Source organism: Helcobacillus massiliensis, assembly GCF_033106145.1.
GTDB classification, from domain to species: Bacteria; Actinomycetota; Actinomycetes; order Actinomycetales; family Dermabacteraceae; genus Helcobacillus; species Helcobacillus massiliensis.
Map to the genome: position 1 here is coordinate 1448995 of NZ_CP136959.1, position 15269 is coordinate 1464263.

Consider the following 15269-nt stretch of genomic DNA (forward strand, 5'->3'; position numbering starts at 1 on the left):
CTCCTGCGGAGTCTGCTCCAAGCGCAGGTGGATACTCTGAGCGCTATGACGTCTTCATCCGGATCTGACGAAGAGAACCTCCGCAAGTTCCTCGAAGAGGTGTTCGGCGGCCAGCTGCCACCCGGCGCGCTCGAGGGCATGGACCTGACGGAACTGGCGAAGGGAGCCGGTCTGCCGTCCGACCCCGCGATGCTGCAGGCCGCGGCCGCGCAGATGCAGTCGCTGTTCGCCTCCGGCGGTGATGAGCCCGTGAACTGGAAGCTCGCCCAGGACCTCGCCCGACAGGTCGCCTCCGGCTCCGTCACGATGGTGCCGGGGCACGCTCTGCCGCCCACCGGCGGCTCGCAGATCGGCACGGACGGGGACCCGTCGGTCACTCCCGAAGCGCAGCACGCCCTCGACGAAGCAGCCACCATCGCCCGGCTGTGGCTGCAGCAGGTGGTGGATGTGGACGTCCCCGCCGCGCCGCTGCAGGCGTGGACCCGCGGCACCTGGGTGAACCGCACCATTCCCCGCTGGCAGAAGGTGGTGGAGCCGGTCGCCGAGTACATGGCCGGCGCCATCGGCGACGCCCTCGGCAAGCAGATGGAGCAGATGCAGTCCATGCCCGGCATGGAGGGCCTCGGCGCCATGGGCATGGGCGATCCGCGCGCCATGATGCGGATGATGGGCGGCACCATGTTCGGCATGCAGTTCGGGCACGCCATCGGCTCCCTCGCTCGCGAGCAGCTCGGCACCACCGACCTCTCGCTGCCGCTCTGGGACTCCTCCGCCCCGGTGCTCATCCCCGCCAACCTCGACGACCTCCTGGCGGACTCCGACCTCGACCCGAGCGCCGCCCGGATCTTCTTCGCGGCCCGCGAGATCGCCCACGTCACCCTGTTCCGCAGCGCACCGTGGCTGCCGGAGCACCTCTTCACCGCGATCGAGGGCTACGCCCGCGGCATCGAACTGGACCTCTCCTCCCTGGAGGAGAAGATGCGGGACGTGGACGTGTCCGACCCCAACGCGATGAGCGCGCTCAACCCGGAGGACATGTTCACCTTCACCCGGTCGGAGCGTCAGGAGCGCGCCCTCACCGAGCTCACCACCACGCTCGCGCTGATCGAGTCCTGGGTGGACCACGTGGTCACGCACGCGCTGGAGGGGAAGCTGCCGCGCCTGGATGCGATGCGGGAACTGGTGCGGCGCCGCCGCGCCACCGGCGGTCAGGCCGAGCAGATGCTCGCGAACCTGGTCGGCATCGAACTGCGCCCCCGCTCCATTTCGGAGGCGTACGACTGGTGGCAGTCCGTGCTCGACACCGAGGGCGCGGCCGGCCGCGAGAAGGTGTGGGCGCACCCGGACCTGCTGCCCTCCCCCGAGGTGCTGTCCGGGCAGCCGCAGGCGCCGAAGGCCGACGCCGCTGAGCAGCCCGCGGAGGCCGCCGCCGACTTCGATGCGGACTTCGATGAGGAGCTGCGTCGCCTGCTGGACGGCGAACTCCCAGAAGCGCCGATGGAGGACGGCGATGGCGACGGGGATGACGATGGCGACGGGGACGGCGATGAGCCCGGCCCAGCACCGGCCGCATGAGCAGTCGATTCATCACTGAGCTGGAGCGCGCGACGGGCCCGGCCGCGCAGCGGGAGCAGTTCCTGCAGCTCGCGCGCTCGGGCACGCAGGCGCACCGCAAGTCGAGCGGGCCCCTTCACTTCACCGCCTCCGCGATCGTGATCGACGCCTCCGGTGAGCACATCGCTCTGCACCTGCACCGGAAGGTGGGGGCCTGGCTGCAGTTCGGCGGGCACATCGATGACGGCGAGACATCCTTCGAACAGGCCGCGCGGCGCGAAGCCGCCGAGGAGTCCGGACTGAGGGACCTGCAGGTGGTGGGCGACGGCCCGGCCATGCTGCACGCGCACGCTCTGAACCAGAACTTCGCGCACTGCCGCGAGCACTGGGATGTGCAGTACCTGCTGCGTGCCCCGTTCACCCCGGCCAGCGCCGAGGACGGACTCGCGATCAGCGAGCGGGAGAGCGCGGGGCTGGCCTGGTTCGGACTCGATGACCTGCCGGCGGGTCTGGTTCAGGACCTGCACGCCACGCTCGCCGCGCTGGGACTGGATCGTCCTCAGAAGTCCGACGGGGGCAGCGACTGCGCGTAGGCCACGCCCTCGAGGAAGCCCTTCGCCTTCTCGGCGTGCTCGAACGAATCGGCGATCGCCCAGAACGCGGGTGAATGGTTCGCCTCCACCAGATGCGCGAGCTCATGGACGAGGACCGCGTCCTGCACGAAACGGGGCATCCCCTGCAGCTGGTCGGACAGGCGGATGGTGCGCTCCAGCGTGCTGCACGAGCCCCAGCGGCTGCCCTGGTTCCTGACCCAGCGGACGCTGACGGGCCCGTCGGTCCCCGGTGGGAGATAGCGGCGAGTGAGCTCGCGGGCGCGAGCGAGCAGATCGTCATCGCTGCTGGGCGCGGCCCGGTGGCGGGACTGCTCGGCGCGCTCGAGCATGTGCAGCGCCCACCGATGCTCCTCGGCGGCGGAGAGCCTCCAAGGGACCTGCAGCTCCATCCGGCCGTCGACTCTCCGGGCGCTGATGGAGCGGCGCCGGCGCTTCGAGCGGGTGACGAGGATCGGCTCGTCGATGTCCGCGAACTGCACCAGCTCGGTGCGGCGGGTCGCGGAGGACCTCACCAGGTCGCGGGAAAGGACTCGTCGGCTGCGCGGCATGGGGCGAGTCTAGCGACGATCCGCCCGTCCCTGTGCAGGTCAGCGATGTCGGCGGGGAGTCTGTGGACAACTGTGCGGGGGCACCGCTGCGCAGCGGGAGTGTGAGGGGCGCCCGGCCCTGCCAGAAAGATTTTACCTGCGGTCCCCGGGTATGGCGTTTGCGCTGGTCAGAGTTGTGTGACGGTGCGTCGTCGGCGTGTCACACACACGATGTCCACACAGGTTCGCGTGGTTTCCACAGCTGGCCCTGACTTGTCCACAGTGGGCGCACAACGACGCGTTGACCGAGGCGGAGAAGGCCATTAGATTCGATCGGACAAGGGCTTCGGGATAACTAGCAGAACGCACACGGGGAAGGTGCGCGTGGTGCTGAGAGCCCCCGGAGTCCTCCGTCTGTGAAGGCGGCGAAACGGCGACCCGGAGCACTTCTCCTTCTGCGGTGGAACACCCGCTGATCATCCCGAAGCTCCAGGGTCGCCGTTCTCTTTGAAGAACAGCGGGTTACGCTGGTGCCAAATCCCCGCGGGCCGGTCACAGCCGATCCGTGCGCTGGGGTGACAGCGACGAGGACACCCTCGTCTCCATCCATGAGAAGGAGCACCAACATGGCTGACGAAACGTGGACCGGTGAGTTCTACTGCGTGAAGTGCCGCGAGAAGCGCGAAGCCACCGGCAACGTCGTGGAGCAGAACGGTCGCCGCTACGCCAAGGGCACCTGCCCGGAATGCAGCACCAAGCTCAACCGCATCCTCGGCAAGGCGTCCTGACGCCACCAGCAGACGGCGAGCGGGACTTCCCATGACGGGGAGTCCCGCTTCTGCGTTCCCAGCGTTCTCCGGGCCCCGTGACAGTGGATCTCCGGCATCCGACGCTGGGGTCGACCCATAACGACGATCGTTCTCCTCCGCCATGTCCTCGGCCTCACCGGCGGCGTTCGCCGCATCGCCGACGCCCTGCGGGCGACCGGTGCCGACGTCCGCACGTTCGACTCCCTGCAGGACGGCCTCGCACACGTCGGGGAGATCGGAGATGAGGAGCTGGCGCGCCGGCCCACTGCACGAGGGGCGCTGCTGGTCCACGCCTTCATCGACCCCTCATCCGTCGACGGGGGACTGCCGACGGGGCCCGATGTGCATGTGTTCGGTACGGAGGAGGACCCGTTCTTCGCCGGCGATGGGGACCTCGATGCCGTGCTCCGTCACCCCCCCTACGCCGCCTGCTCAGCAGCGGTCTCGGACTTGCGGGGCCGGCCGCGGCCGCGCTTGGCGGCGATGACGCGACCGTTGTCGAGGATCTCGCCGCCCCACACGCCCCAGGGTTCGGCGCGGCGCAGGGCGCCGTCCAGGCATTCCGTGCGCAGCGGGCAGTGGGCGCACAGCTGCTTCGCCTCGTTCAGCTCGGCGGGGGAGGCGGAGAAGAAGAGGTCGGCGGCATCACCCGCGCAGGGCAGGTCGCTCGGGATGGACGGTGAGCCGACGGGACCCGGCATCTGTCGGGTGGGGGCGGCGGTGGAGGACAGCAGGGCTGCAGAAGCGAACGTCATCGTGGTGCTTTCTGGACGCAGACGGAGAGGATCACAAAGGGTGCGGGGGCTCACTGCCGGACGCGGGCAGGCCCGTGGAGCGGACTGGCAGGGCGGTCACGCCCTGGATGTCAGGAGTCCACTCCCCCGATGCGCGGGCGCACGGGTGCCTGAGCGGTCAGCATGAGCTGTGTCCAGTTGTTGTTCATCAGGCACCTCCTTCGGTTCTCGCGCGAGCGATCCTCTCGCTCACGATGCGGTCAATCGTCGCGTCACAGCCTACAGCGCACCGCGCCGGAGGGCCAACGATTTTCTGACCTGGGATTTCACTGCTTCTCAGAGCCGAGGACACGGTTCACGATCGCCAGCACAGCCTCGCCGTACTGCTCCCGCTTCACCGGCCCCATGCCGGGGATCGCCAGCAGCTGCGCCTCGTCCCGCGGGGCGCGGTCCGCGATCGCCAGCAGCGTGTCATTGGTGAACACGGCGAACGCGGGTCGCTTCAGCTCCCGCGACACGTCCAGACGCCACTCGCGCAGAGCGTTGAACAGCTCAGCGGACTGCTCACCGCCGCAGTCGCGGTGCCGCCCGATCTTCTGCTCCGCCGCTGTTTCCAGCGCCCCCGAGCACTGCGAGCAGTGCAGGAAGATCGTGGCGCCGCGCCGGCCGGTGGAGCGGGACACAGCCGAGCGGTCCGTGCGGTCGCGGGACCGATCGAACGCGCCTTGGATGAACGGGGATGCCTTGCGGGAGGCGCGCGCCCCTTCGCTGCGAGCCGCGGACCAGGTGACGGTGAGGATGTCCCGGGCGCGGGTCAGCGCCACATAGAACAGGCGCCGCTCCTCCTCGATCGCCTCATCGGTCTTCGCCATCGAGATCGGGATCAGGCCGCGCGAGGCTCCCACGACGTACACCACCGGCCACTCCAGGCCCTTCGCGGTGTGGATGGAGGCAAGGGTGACGCCCTCCACCGTCGGCGCCGACTGCGCCTCCGCCCGCTCCTGGAGCTCCGCCACCACGTCCTGAATGGTGGAGCCCTCGCGCTCGCCGATGTTCTTCGCGACGTTCACGATGGCGTTCAGCGCATCCCAGCGCTCACGGATCGCACCGGTGCCCTCCGGCGGGGTGGTGGTCCATCCCTGCCCGGACAGCACATCCATCGCCACCTGCGCCGGGTTGTGACCGGGCGGGGCCGCCGCCACGGCGGCGCGCAGCGTCACCATCGCCGAGCGCACGTCCTGGCGTTCGAAGAACTTCTCCCCGCCCTTCACGAGGTAGGGAATGTTCTTCACGCCGAGCGCCTGCTCGAAGTTCTCCGACTGCGCGTTCGTGCGGAACAGGATCGCGATGTCGCTGGCGGGCGTGCCGGCGTTGATGAGCTGCCCGATGGAGTCGGCGACCCCGTCGGCCTCCTTCACATCGTCGTCGTAGCCGATGACGAGGGGCTGCGGGCCGGAGTCGCGCTGGGCACGCAGGGTGAGGCGGGTGTCATCGCGGCGCGAAGCAGCGGCATCGAGCACCCCGTTGGCGGCCTTCACGATCTCGGGGGTGGAGCGGTAGTTGCGCTCCAGCTTCACCACGGACGCCCGGGGGAACTCCTTGGTGAACTCCGTCAGATAGGTCGACTGCGCGCCGGCGAAGGTGTAGATCGTCTGGGCGGCGTCGCCCACCACGCACACGTCCTGGGAGTGGCCGAGCCAGGCGCGCAGCAGTCGGTGCTGCAGCGCGGAGACGTCCTGGAACTCGTCCACCACGAAGTGGCGGTACTGGCCGCGCACCTCCCGCGCCATCTGCGGGTAGTCGTCCAGCAGGGACGCGGTCAGCAGCAGCACGTCATCGAAGTCGATGACGTTGTTGTCGCTCTTGACGTCCTCGTACCGGGCCATGATGCGGGCGATGGAGCGGGCATCGAACCCGGAGACCCCTTCGCGGCCGAGGCGTGCCGCCGCCACCGGGTACTGCTCCGGCAGGATCAGCGACACCTTCGCCCACTCCAGCTCACTGGTGATGTCCCGCAGCGCCGCGCGGTCCACCTTCATGTTCAGCTGGTGGCAGGCGCTGGCGACCATGCCGATCTTGTTCGGCACCAGTTCCGGCATGGGGCCGCCGATCGTGCGGGGCCAGAAGTACCGCAGCTGGCGCAGCGCCGCCGAGTGAAAGGTGCGGGCCTGCACCGCCGGGGTGCCGAGGTCCCGCAGCCGCGACCGCATCTCCGCCGCCGCCTTCGAGGTGAACGTCACCGCGAGCACATGGCGGGGGTTGTACTTGCCGGTGGCGACCGCGTATGCGATGCGGTGGGTGATGGCGCGGGTCTTGCCGGTGCCGGCACCGGCGAGGACGCAGAGCGGCCCGCCGATCGATTCGGCGACCTGCCGCTGCTCCGGGTCCAGCTGCTCGAGGATCTGCTCGGGCCTCACTCGCCGGCCTCCCAGAGGTCGATCAGAGCGCGGCCCAGGGAGCCGTGCTCGGGGATGCGGAGGGTCCCGTCGGCGAGGGCGGCGCGCATCTCCTCGCGGGTGAGGAAGCGCGCCTGCTCGATCTCCCCGTCCAGCAGGGCGATGTCCCCCTCGCCGAGGCCGGTGACGACCCGGGCGGTGAAGGCGATCATCAGCGACCGGGGGTACGGCCACGGCTGACTGAACCGGTACCGGACATCCGTCACCTCCAGTCCCACCTCTTCGTGCACTTCGCGGCGCACCGTGGTCTCGAGGTCCTCCCCCGGGTCCACGAACCCGGCGAGCACGCTGGAGGTGCCGGTCGTGGAGCGGTGGTTGCGGGCGATCAGAAGGCGGTCATGCTCATCGGTGACGGCGACGATCATCGCCGGGTCGGTGCGGGGAAACGTCAGGTGGTCCGCGTCGCAGCGCTTCATCCAGCCGTTCTTCGCCGGTCGCATCGTGCCGCCGCAGTCGGAGCAGAAGCGGACCGTGCGGTCCCACGTGCTCATCGCCACAGCCGTCAGCGCCAGGTTCGCCTCCCGCCGGTCCAGGTGGGGCCCCACCTGCCGCAGCGGAGCGTAGCGGGCGCCCGGCGGCAGGCCGACGGACTCCGGGGCGTCGGTGAGGTCGGCGGTGAGGGTGTCGAGCCCGTGATCGGCGCCCAGCAGGATGCCGCCGCGGACCCCGTCGGCCCCCAGATCGGCGGGGGTCAGCGGGTCGAGGGAGAGGCGGATCGAGCCGGGCTGCTCACCGGTGACGGCGACGCCGCTGCCGCGGACCCGGACTCGGTTGGCGGCGTCGGCGGCGGTGCCGACGGGTGCCAGCCGTGCATCCTCACCCGTCCGGTAGGAGGATGTGAGGAAGCGTGTGGGAAAGTTCGCGGGATTCGGCATGCGTCCCACCCTAGCTGTCAGCTCTGAGCCCCTAGGGTGGTGCTGTGGAAAGAAATCCTTACGCTCTCGCTGCCCTCGCCTCCGCGGGCATCCCCGGGGTGATCCCGGTGCGCTGCCGCCGAACCGACAGCGCCCCGGACATCGACACCGCCGTGGTGCTCGACGACCAGGACCGCTTCTGGGTGGTCGCCGCCGGCACCGACCCCGCATCCGGTGCGCGGCTCGAGCAGGAGACCGTGGTGCTGGAGGCCCTCAGCGGCACCGAACTGGCCCCTCTGGTGCAGTCCCCGCAGGGGTTCGCGCGCCTGCCCGAAGGCGGCCGCGCCATGATCGCGCTCGCCCTCGACGGCGAGGCGCTCGACGTCGACCACCTCGCGAGCAACGAGCGGCTCATCGCCTCCCTCGGCACCGCCGTCGCCACCCTCCACAACACGCCCACGTACGCGATCGAAGCATCCGGCGCGGAGCAGTTCACCGTCACCGCGATCCGGGACCACCACCGGGCCGGGATCCGTCGGGCCCGTGAGCACCGCGAACTGCCGACCGCCGTGGTGCAGCGCTGGACCCGCCTGTTGGACGACGACTCCCTGTGGGACTTCACCCCGCGGTTCATCCACGGCTCCATGACGGAGGACAAGGTCCTCGCCGACTCCACCTCCGTCTCCGGCTTCCTCGACTTCTCGCAGGCGAGGGTCGCCGACCCCGCCTCGGACCTCGCGTGGATCCTGTCGGCACTGGATCCGCGAGCGTTCGACGAGTTCTTCACCGCCTACACCGCGAACCTCGACCGCCGCCCCGATGCGCGCCTGGTGGAGCGCACGCAGCTCGCCGGCGAGTTCGCCGTGCTCGACTGGATGCTGACCGGGCTGGACAGCGGCGACGACCAGATCGTCGACGACGGCCTCGCCATGCTGCAGGACATCGAAGAGGACCTCGCGCAGATGGCGCGGGAGGACGCTGAGCGCACCTACTCCGAGCTCGACGGCTCCCGCGCCGCCGACTGACCGGCGATCATCGCCTCCAGGTCCCCCGGCCCGAGATGGTCGGTGACCTCCACCGTCTCCTCCGCCGCCACATAGTGGAACGCGGTGCGGATCCGCTCCAGCGGCAGGCCCGTCGCCTGATGCCAGGCGAGGCGGTAGATCGACAGCTGCACGGACTTCGCCCGCAGTTCGCGCCGCGAGGGGACGCGCCCCGTCTTCCAGTCCACGATCAGCACCCCCTCCCCGTCCGGGTTCGGGAACACGGCGTCGATGACGCCCGCGGCGAACGCGCTGCCCAGCACCGCTGAGACCGGCTGCTCCACCGCGATCGGGGTCATCGCCGCGAAGCGGGAGCGGTCGAACTTCTCCCGCAGCTCCGCGAGCGCGGCCGCGTCCGTGGCGGAGAGCGAGTCGTCATCGGCGTCGGTGAGGTCGTCGAGATCCACGAGTGCGGCGGCGCCGGCGGCGCGCTCCGCCCACGCATGGAACTGGGTGCCGAGCGACGCCTGCGGGGACGGGCGGCGCGGCAGCGGCCGCAGCAGGTCGAGGGTGCGCTGGTCGTCGCCGTCGGCGGAGGCGAGAGCGACGATGTCGGAGGCGCTGAGGCGCAGCGGCAGGTGGACGTCGCCGTACCGGGCGCGGTCCTCGTGGTCGGCGATGACGTGGTCCACGGCGAGGGACAGCTGATCCGTCGGCGCCTCGGCGGGCGGCTGGTCGTTCGTTTCGCGCAACTGTTGGAGGCGAGTGAGCGCTGCCGTGACGGAGGCCTCGCGGGGGCTCGGCGGCTGCGGCCACGCCACCAGCGCCGGTGCGGACGCGAGGGGGTTCTCCTCCGGCAGGTCGGGGTCGGGCGCGGCATCGACCCCGTCCACGGTGAGCGTCTCGGTGAGGAACCGGGAGGCGGGCGCGGGAGCCTTGACGTCGGGCTTGTAGGCGGCGGAGGTGAGCAGCAGGGCGTGCTTGGCGCGGGTGAGCGCCACGTACATGAGGCGGCGCTCTTCGCGGAGGGACTCGGCGCCGGAGGCGAGGCGGAACTCCTCGATCGCGCCCTCCAGGTCCACCTGGGTGGCGGCCTCGCCCCAGGCGAGCTCCTCGAGCAGGTCGGCGTCGCCGCGCAGATCGTTCGGGATGCCGGCGTCCTTCAGTGCGCCGAGCCAGCCGGAGTCGCGCGGGGCGATCAGTCCGGTGGCGGGGTCCACGGCCTTCGCGCCGCGGGTGGTGAACGAGGGGAAGCCGCCGTCGGTGAGGCCGGCGATCGCGACCATGTCCCATTCCAGGCCCTTGGAGGCGTGCATGGTGGAGATGGTGACGGCGTCCTCGGGGATGACGGCGGCGTCGACGGGGGCGGCGAGTCCCGCCTCCTGGTCCTCGGAGACGTCGAGGAAGGCGAGGAAGCCGGCGAGGGTGGGGGCGGAGGCGGAGGTGGCGGCGGAGGCGTCGTACCCGGCGGCGTAGGCGCGGAACTGGCCGAGGTTCGCGAGGGCGGTGACGGGGTCTCGGTCCGGGTCGGCGAGGAGGGCGAGGTCGGTGCCGAGTTCGCGGATGGCGAGGGACACCTGGTCGGCGAGCGGGAGGCTGGAGTGGCGGCGCATGCGGCGCAGAACGTCCCGCAGGTCGCGCACGCGGCGCTGTGCGGTGCGGGAGAGGCGGCGGCCGGTCCGATCCTCCCAGTCGTACGGCGCGGGTGAGTCGATCGCGTCGATGAGGGTGAACGCGGTCGCGTCGTCGCCGGGCGCGGCGCGGCGGCTGGTGCGGCCGAGGCTGCGGCGCCATTCGATGAGGACCTGCAGGTCACGCGGGGCGAGCGCGAAGCGGGGCCCTTCGAGCAGGCGCAGGGCGGCGTCGGGCCGCTGAGCGGAGTCCGCACACTCCAACAGAGCGCGCACATCCGCCACCTCGGGTTCGTGCAGCAGCCCTCCCCCGCCGACGACGTGGAACGGGATGCCGCGCCGCTGGAGGGCACGGCCGATCGCGGGGATGGCGCCGCGACTGCGGACGAGGACGGCGGCGCTGGGCGGCACGGGGGCCGACGGGTCCTCGGCGGCCTCGGTCCGGGCCGCTCCGATCCAGTCGGCGATGCCGTCGGCCTCCTCCTCCACCGTGACGAACCGCTGGGTGCGCACGGTGCCGCAACCCGCGATGGGGCTGGCGGCCAGGCGCGGCACCTGCACCGGGTCGCTGGCGCTGGTCAGGGGCGCGCTGACGGCGTTCGCGGCGTCGAGGATGAGGTGGTCGTTGCGCCAGGAGGTGGAGAGGCTGCGCTGGAGGACGGGGGCGTCCTCGCCGGCGAAGTCCTGGACGAAGGTGGTGAGGGAGGCGGCGGAGGCGCCGCGCCAGCCGTAGATCGCCTGGTTCGGGTCCCCCACCGCGGTGGTGGGGTGGCCGTCGCCGAACAGGGCGGCGAGCAGCCGCAGCTGCGCCACGGAGGTGTCCTGGAATTCGTCCAGCAGCACGGCGCGGTGCATGCGCCGCATCAGCTGCGGCACTTCGGGTGCGGTGTCGGCGATGCGGGCGGCGAGGGAGACCTGGTCGGAGAAGTCGATGGCGCCGCGTTCGCGTTTGATCTCCTCGAAGCGCCGCAGCAGCGGGATCAGTGCGAGGCGCTGGTCGATGCTGGACCACAGGTCGCGGACGGCGGCGGGGCTCGTGCGCCGCCGGCCTTCGTCCTGCAGCGGCAGGTTCTGCGTGGTGCGGATGATGTCGGTGAGGTAGCCGTCGAGGTCATCGGGGCCGGCGAGGTGGTCGGCGAGCGAACCGGACAGGGCCACCACGGCGGAGGCGATGGTCGCTGAGCTCTGCTCGAACGGGAGGCGGGTGGGCCAGGAGTCCACGATCTCGTACGCGATCTGCCACGCGGCCGCGGGCGTCAGCACGGTGAAGTCGGGGTCGATGCCGATGCGCAGGGCATGCTCGGTGACAAGGTCGAGGGAGAACCCGTTGTAGGTCTGCACTGTCGGCCGCTGCCCGATGAGGGAGTCGCGGGAGCGCTCGAGCGCGGGCGGCAGCTGCTCCCCCGCTGCCTGCAGGGCGCTGGTGAGGGCGGCGAGGCGCGCGCTGATGCGCTCCTCGAGTTCGAGGGCGGCTTTGCGGGTGAAGGTGAGGCCGAGGATGTGCCGCGGCTCCATCAGGCCGTTGGCGATGAGGAACAGGACGCGGCCGGACATCGTTTCGGTCTTGCCGCTGCCGGCGCCGGCGACCACCAGCAGGGGCTGCAGGGGCGCCTGGATCACGTCGGCCTGTTCGGCGGTGGGCGGGTGCTGTCCGAGCAGCTGGTTGAGGCGTTCGGCGGTGAAGCGGATGTCGGTGGTCATCGCAGCTGCTGCCCGTCGTCCTGGAGGGGGCAGGAGGAGCGCACGGCGCACAGTCGGCAGTGGTCGTTGCGGTGCAGCATCTGGGGCAGGGTCCGCACCGCTGCGTCGATGTCGGCGACGAGGGTGCGGAACCAGTCGGGGTCGCCGTGGTCGCGCAGCGGCGCCTGGTGGCGGATGGCGGCGGACTTCGTGGCGGTGCCGATGTGCACGAGGCTGGCGCCGGCGACGGGCGCAGAGCCGGGCTGGTCGGCGAGGGCGGTCTGGTAGGCGGCGAGCTGCAGGTCCTGCATGGCGGCGTCCGCGGACTTCGCGGCGGTGCCGGTCTTGTAGTCCACCACGCGCAGCTGCCCGTCCTCCCGTTCGATCCGGTCGATCGTGCCGACGAGGTCCACCCGACCGAGGGTGATGTCGAACCGCTGCTCCACGGCGTCCACGTCGGGGTGGGCGAGCTGGTACTGGCCGAGCTTGTCGGCCATCGTGACGGCCCGCTCGTAGTCGGCGTGCTCGCGCCACGGGGCGTCGGCCGCTGGCCTCGGCAGGTGGTCGGGGAGGCGGCGGACGAGCTCGTCGGGCCCGGCGGTGGGGTGGGCTTCGGCGAGGGCGTGCAGGGCGGTTCCGATGAGCTGGGCGGGGCCGGCGGTGCCGGGGTCGGCGGCGGCTTCGAGGAGGTGGGCGCGGATGCAGGCGGCGGCGGTCTCCAGGGCCGACGGGGACAGGCGCAGCCGGTCGTCGTCGTCGATGACGGGCCGACGGGTGCTGGGGGCCTGGTGGTACCAGGTGTGCGGGTCGGCGCCGGGGATTCCAGCGGTGACGAGGCGTTCCAGCTGGCGCAGCCGCCGGTCGCGCTCATCATCATCGTCGGCGGTGGCGATGCGGCGCTGCAGGGAGGCGATGAGGCGGCGCGGGTCCGGGTACGGGCCGGGGTCCTCTCCGGTGAGGATCGGTTGGGTCCAGGCCGCGCCGCCGTGCTGGGCTGTGACCTCCTGGGCGAGGCGCAGCAGCACCGACGGGGCGGAGGAGTCCGAGTCGACCGCGGTGAGCAGGAGCCTGCGACGGGCGCGGCTGGCGGCGGAGACCATCATCCGCAGTTCGTCCATCAGCACGCTCTCCCGCTGGATGGAGCGGATCAGGTCGAGGTCGGCGTGCTCGAGGTCGGGCCGGTCGGCGATGAGGGCGAGGTCGGCGGCGCCGAGGACGGAGGAGCGGATGCGGACGTTCGGCCAGGCACCCTCCTGCAGCCCGGCGATGATGACGGTGTCGGCGCTGTGGTCGGCGGCGCCGGCGGGGGTGGTGATGTGCAGGCGGCCTGGGAGGGCGCTGCGGGCGGACAGGGAGTCCTCGGGGACCTCCTGGTCGTCGATGTGTGCGAGGAAGACGGCGATGTCGGCATCGGCCTGCCGCTCCTGATAGCGGTCCCCCGCGGTGAACAGGGCGGTCATCGCGTCGAGTCGGCGGTTCATCACCGCGGCGCGCATCCGCGCTCCTTCGTCGCCGTCCTCGAGGGCTGCGCGCTGCCAGACACCGGCGCGGCCGGAGGCCTGCCAGGCGGCCCAGAGCACGTCGAGGATGCGCCGGGAGTCGAGGTCGCGGACGGCGTCGATCATGGTGCGCACCCGCAGCAGCGGCGCGAGGGCGCCCCGCGCCCAGGCTCGGCGCCGCTTCGGCTGGGCGGCGAGCACTTCGTCCCGCACAGCGAGACCGGGTTCGGTGAGGGAGCGGACCAGCAGCTGGTCGGAGTGCGCGTCCTCGGTGTCGGCGGCGGCGAGCAGGAGGCGCCGGAGGGTGGTGAGCTGGAGGTCGTCGGCGTCGCCGAACGCGCCGCGCAGCAGGGCGGCCGCGGCGTCGGGGGTGAGGGCCGACGGGTTCAGGGCCGTCCGGATGACCGCGCTGAGGGACTGCACGGCGTGCTCGTCCCTCAGGGCGGTGGCGCGTCGGTCGGTGCGGACCGGGACGCCGTGACGGATGAGGGACGCGGCGAGGTCGTCGGCGGCGCCGCCGGATCGGCAGATCAGGAGCATGTCGTCGAGGCTGACGCCGTCCTCGCCGCGCAGAGCGCGGATGACGGTGGCGATGCGGCGGGCCTCGTCATCGGCGTCGGGGGCGGTGACGGCGGCGACGGCGCACGGCGGCAGCGGCTCGGTGGGCTCATCGGGTTCCGGGGCGGGGAGGGCGGCGCGGGGCCGACGGGTGGCGGCCGGTGCCCCGTGCAGCGGCAGGCGGGAGCGGATCCGGTCGGTGAACACCGTGATCGCCCCGTCCTGGTCGAACGCCTCGGTGAGGGTCACCGAGTGCAGGGGGCGCGGGGCTGATTCCAGCAGGAGGCCGGCCGCTTCCGGCATGCCGCCGCGGAACGTCTCGGTGGCCTGGTCGGCGCTGGTGGTGATGAGGGCGCGGGCACCGGCGCGCAGGTGCGCCTGGATGAGCCGCACACCGGCGCGGGTGAAGTCGTGCAGGTCATCGACGAGCAGCACATCCGGCGACGGTGCGCGGCCCGCCTCGATCTCCTGGACCGCGGCGTCCACTAGGCCGGCACCGTCCAGGCGGGGGCCCGCGTCGACAGCGGTGGCGGCCTGCAGGGCGAGGACGTCCCGGTACGCCTCGAACACACCGGCGGTGGTCGACCACACGGGCCGGTGCGCTCGTCGGCCCAGCTCGGCCAGATCCTCGGGGCCCAGGCCGCGTTCGGCGGCGCGGGCGATGACATCGCGCACCTCCGTGCGGAAGCCCGGCAGTTCGTGGACCGCGCCCTGCAGGGAGGTGGGCCAGTCGAGCGCTGGATCGCGGAGGATCTCCTCCAGCAGGGCGTCCTGGTCAGCGCCGGTGACGAGGGTCGGGTCACCACGGCCGGCTCGGGCGCTGCGGTCGGCGACCACGGCGAACGCCGCCGCCGTCGGCGTTGCGCAGGCCGGCAGCGGCGGCACCGGTGGGGTGGGACCCGCCGCCACTTGGGCCGCCATCAGGGCGGTGCGGATCGCGGCGGAGCGGGCACGAGTGGGAGCGAGCACGAGGATGTCGTCGGCGCCCATGGCGCGGGCCGCAGCGGTGACGATGAGGGAGGTGGCGCCGGACCGGGGTGCGGCGACGACGAGGGCGTCACCGTCGTCCTCGAGGACGGCGAGGGCCTCGCGCTGTCCGTCGCTGAGCGCGTCCGCATCGAGCAGTTCGGCGGGTCGATCGGCCCGCGGGGGAAGCATCCGCACCCTCTCCTCCGATCACTCGGCTCGGGCCCGCCGGTAACTTATCGCCGGGCCATTCGGTAACACGCACCACAGATCGGGCGCACAGGCGTCCTCGCCGCCGAAAACACCCTACGATGAGGGCAGCAGCCGGAGTCACCGGACGCTGCTGCCCCGCCCGCCCGACAGCGGCTCCTGATTCTACGCATCCGGACGGTCCTGGCAGCACA

Annotated in this window: 10 protein-coding genes; 4 read left to right on the top strand and 6 right to left on the bottom strand. The window is 71.8% G+C overall.

From position 1 onward, the window contains the following. Positions 1-45: 45 nt before the first annotated feature. Together R3I40_RS06695 and R3I40_RS06700 are read left to right on the top strand one after the other, a co-directional pair. A complete protein-coding gene (locus tag R3I40_RS06695) occupies positions 46-1575 on the top strand; it encodes a zinc-dependent metalloprotease (RefSeq protein ID WP_285261935.1) in 1530 nt (509 codons plus the stop codon). Then, a complete protein-coding gene (locus tag R3I40_RS06700; RefSeq protein ID WP_285261934.1) occupies positions 1572-2147 on the top strand; it encodes an NUDIX hydrolase in 576 nt (191 codons plus the stop codon). Before R3I40_RS06695 ends, R3I40_RS06700 begins: the two co-directional genes overlap by 4 nt. Here R3I40_RS06700 and R3I40_RS06705 read toward each other — a convergent pair. Continuing rightward, on the bottom strand, positions 2114-2716 hold the full coding sequence (locus tag R3I40_RS06705; protein WP_285261933.1) for a M48 metallopeptidase family protein: 603 nt from the start codon (positions 2714-2716) through the stop codon (positions 2114-2116). The two genes, R3I40_RS06700 and R3I40_RS06705, sit on opposite strands and share 34 nt — an antisense overlap. A gap of 605 nt (positions 2717-3321) precedes the next feature. Between R3I40_RS06705 and R3I40_RS06710 the strand changes: the two genes are divergently transcribed. After that, positions 3322-3483 (top strand): DUF5679 domain-containing protein, encoded by a 162-nt coding sequence (locus R3I40_RS06710; protein ID WP_183375054.1) that lies wholly within the window; start codon positions 3322-3324, stop codon positions 3481-3483. Positions 3484-3923: 440 nt separating this feature from the next. Here the strand turns inward: R3I40_RS06710 and R3I40_RS06715 are convergent, their stop codons facing one another. The 3 genes from R3I40_RS06715 to nudC all read right to left on the bottom strand — a co-directional run bounded on the left by R3I40_RS06715 (position 3924) and on the right by nudC (position 7569). Further along, positions 3924-4259: a WhiB family transcriptional regulator gene (locus tag R3I40_RS06715; RefSeq protein ID WP_275436375.1), complete on the bottom strand. Its 336-nt coding sequence runs from the start codon at positions 4257-4259 to the stop codon at positions 3924-3926. Positions 4260-4564: 305 nt separating this feature from the next. Further along, positions 4565-6655 carry an ATP-dependent DNA helicase UvrD2 gene (locus R3I40_RS06720; protein WP_285261932.1) on the bottom strand — a complete coding sequence of 697 codons (2091 nt, stop codon included), beginning with the start codon at positions 6653-6655 and terminating at the stop codon, positions 4565-4567. Further along, positions 6652-7569 carry an NAD(+) diphosphatase gene (gene nudC, locus R3I40_RS06725; RefSeq protein WP_259923537.1) on the bottom strand — a complete coding sequence of 306 codons (918 nt, stop codon included), beginning with the start codon at positions 7567-7569 and terminating at the stop codon, positions 6652-6654. Before nudC ends, R3I40_RS06720 begins: the two co-directional genes overlap by 4 nt. A gap of 44 nt (positions 7570-7613) precedes the next feature. Here nudC and R3I40_RS06730 point away from each other — a divergent pair, with 44 nt between their 5' ends. Next, positions 7614-8573: a phosphotransferase gene (locus tag R3I40_RS06730; protein ID WP_285261931.1), complete on the top strand. Its 960-nt coding sequence runs from the start codon at positions 7614-7616 to the stop codon at positions 8571-8573. Here R3I40_RS06730 and R3I40_RS06735 read toward each other — a convergent pair. Together R3I40_RS06735 and R3I40_RS06740 are read right to left on the bottom strand one after the other, a co-directional pair. After that, positions 8537-11863 carry an ATP-dependent helicase gene (locus tag R3I40_RS06735; protein WP_285261930.1) on the bottom strand — a complete coding sequence of 1109 codons (3327 nt, stop codon included), beginning with the start codon at positions 11861-11863 and terminating at the stop codon, positions 8537-8539. The two genes, R3I40_RS06730 and R3I40_RS06735, sit on opposite strands and share 37 nt — an antisense overlap. Beyond that, entirely contained in the window at positions 11860-15057 is a 3198-nt protein-coding gene (locus tag R3I40_RS06740) for a UrvD/REP family ATP-dependent DNA helicase (protein ID WP_285261929.1), read from the bottom strand. Before R3I40_RS06740 ends, R3I40_RS06735 begins: the two co-directional genes overlap by 4 nt. Positions 15058-15269: the final 212 nt, after the last annotated feature.

Bases quoted from the DNA above. Each gene is read 5' to 3' on its own strand.
- R3I40_RS06700 (WP_285261934.1), top strand. From the start codon at position 1,572: ATGAGCAGTCGATTCATCACTGAGCTGGAGCGCGCGACGGGCCCGGCC.
- R3I40_RS06735 (WP_285261930.1), bottom strand. From the start codon at position 11,863: ATGACCACCGACATCCGCTTCACCGCCGAACGCCTCAACCAGCTGCTC.
- R3I40_RS06715 (WP_275436375.1), bottom strand. From the start codon at position 4,259: ATGACGTTCGCTTCTGCAGCCCTGCTGTCCTCCACCGCCGCCCCCACC.
- R3I40_RS06705 (WP_285261933.1), bottom strand. From the start codon at position 2,716: ATGCCGCGCAGCCGACGAGTCCTTTCCCGCGACCTGGTGAGGTCCTCC.
- nudC (WP_259923537.1), bottom strand. From the start codon at position 7,569: ATGCCGAATCCCGCGAACTTTCCCACACGCTTCCTCACATCCTCCTAC.
- R3I40_RS06710 (WP_183375054.1), top strand. From the start codon at position 3,322: ATGGCTGACGAAACGTGGACCGGTGAGTTCTACTGCGTGAAGTGCCGC.
- R3I40_RS06740 (WP_285261929.1), bottom strand. From the start codon at position 15,057: ATGCTTCCCCCGCGGGCCGATCGACCCGCCGAACTGCTCGATGCGGAC.
- R3I40_RS06695 (WP_285261935.1), top strand. From the start codon at position 46: ATGACGTCTTCATCCGGATCTGACGAAGAGAACCTCCGCAAGTTCCTC.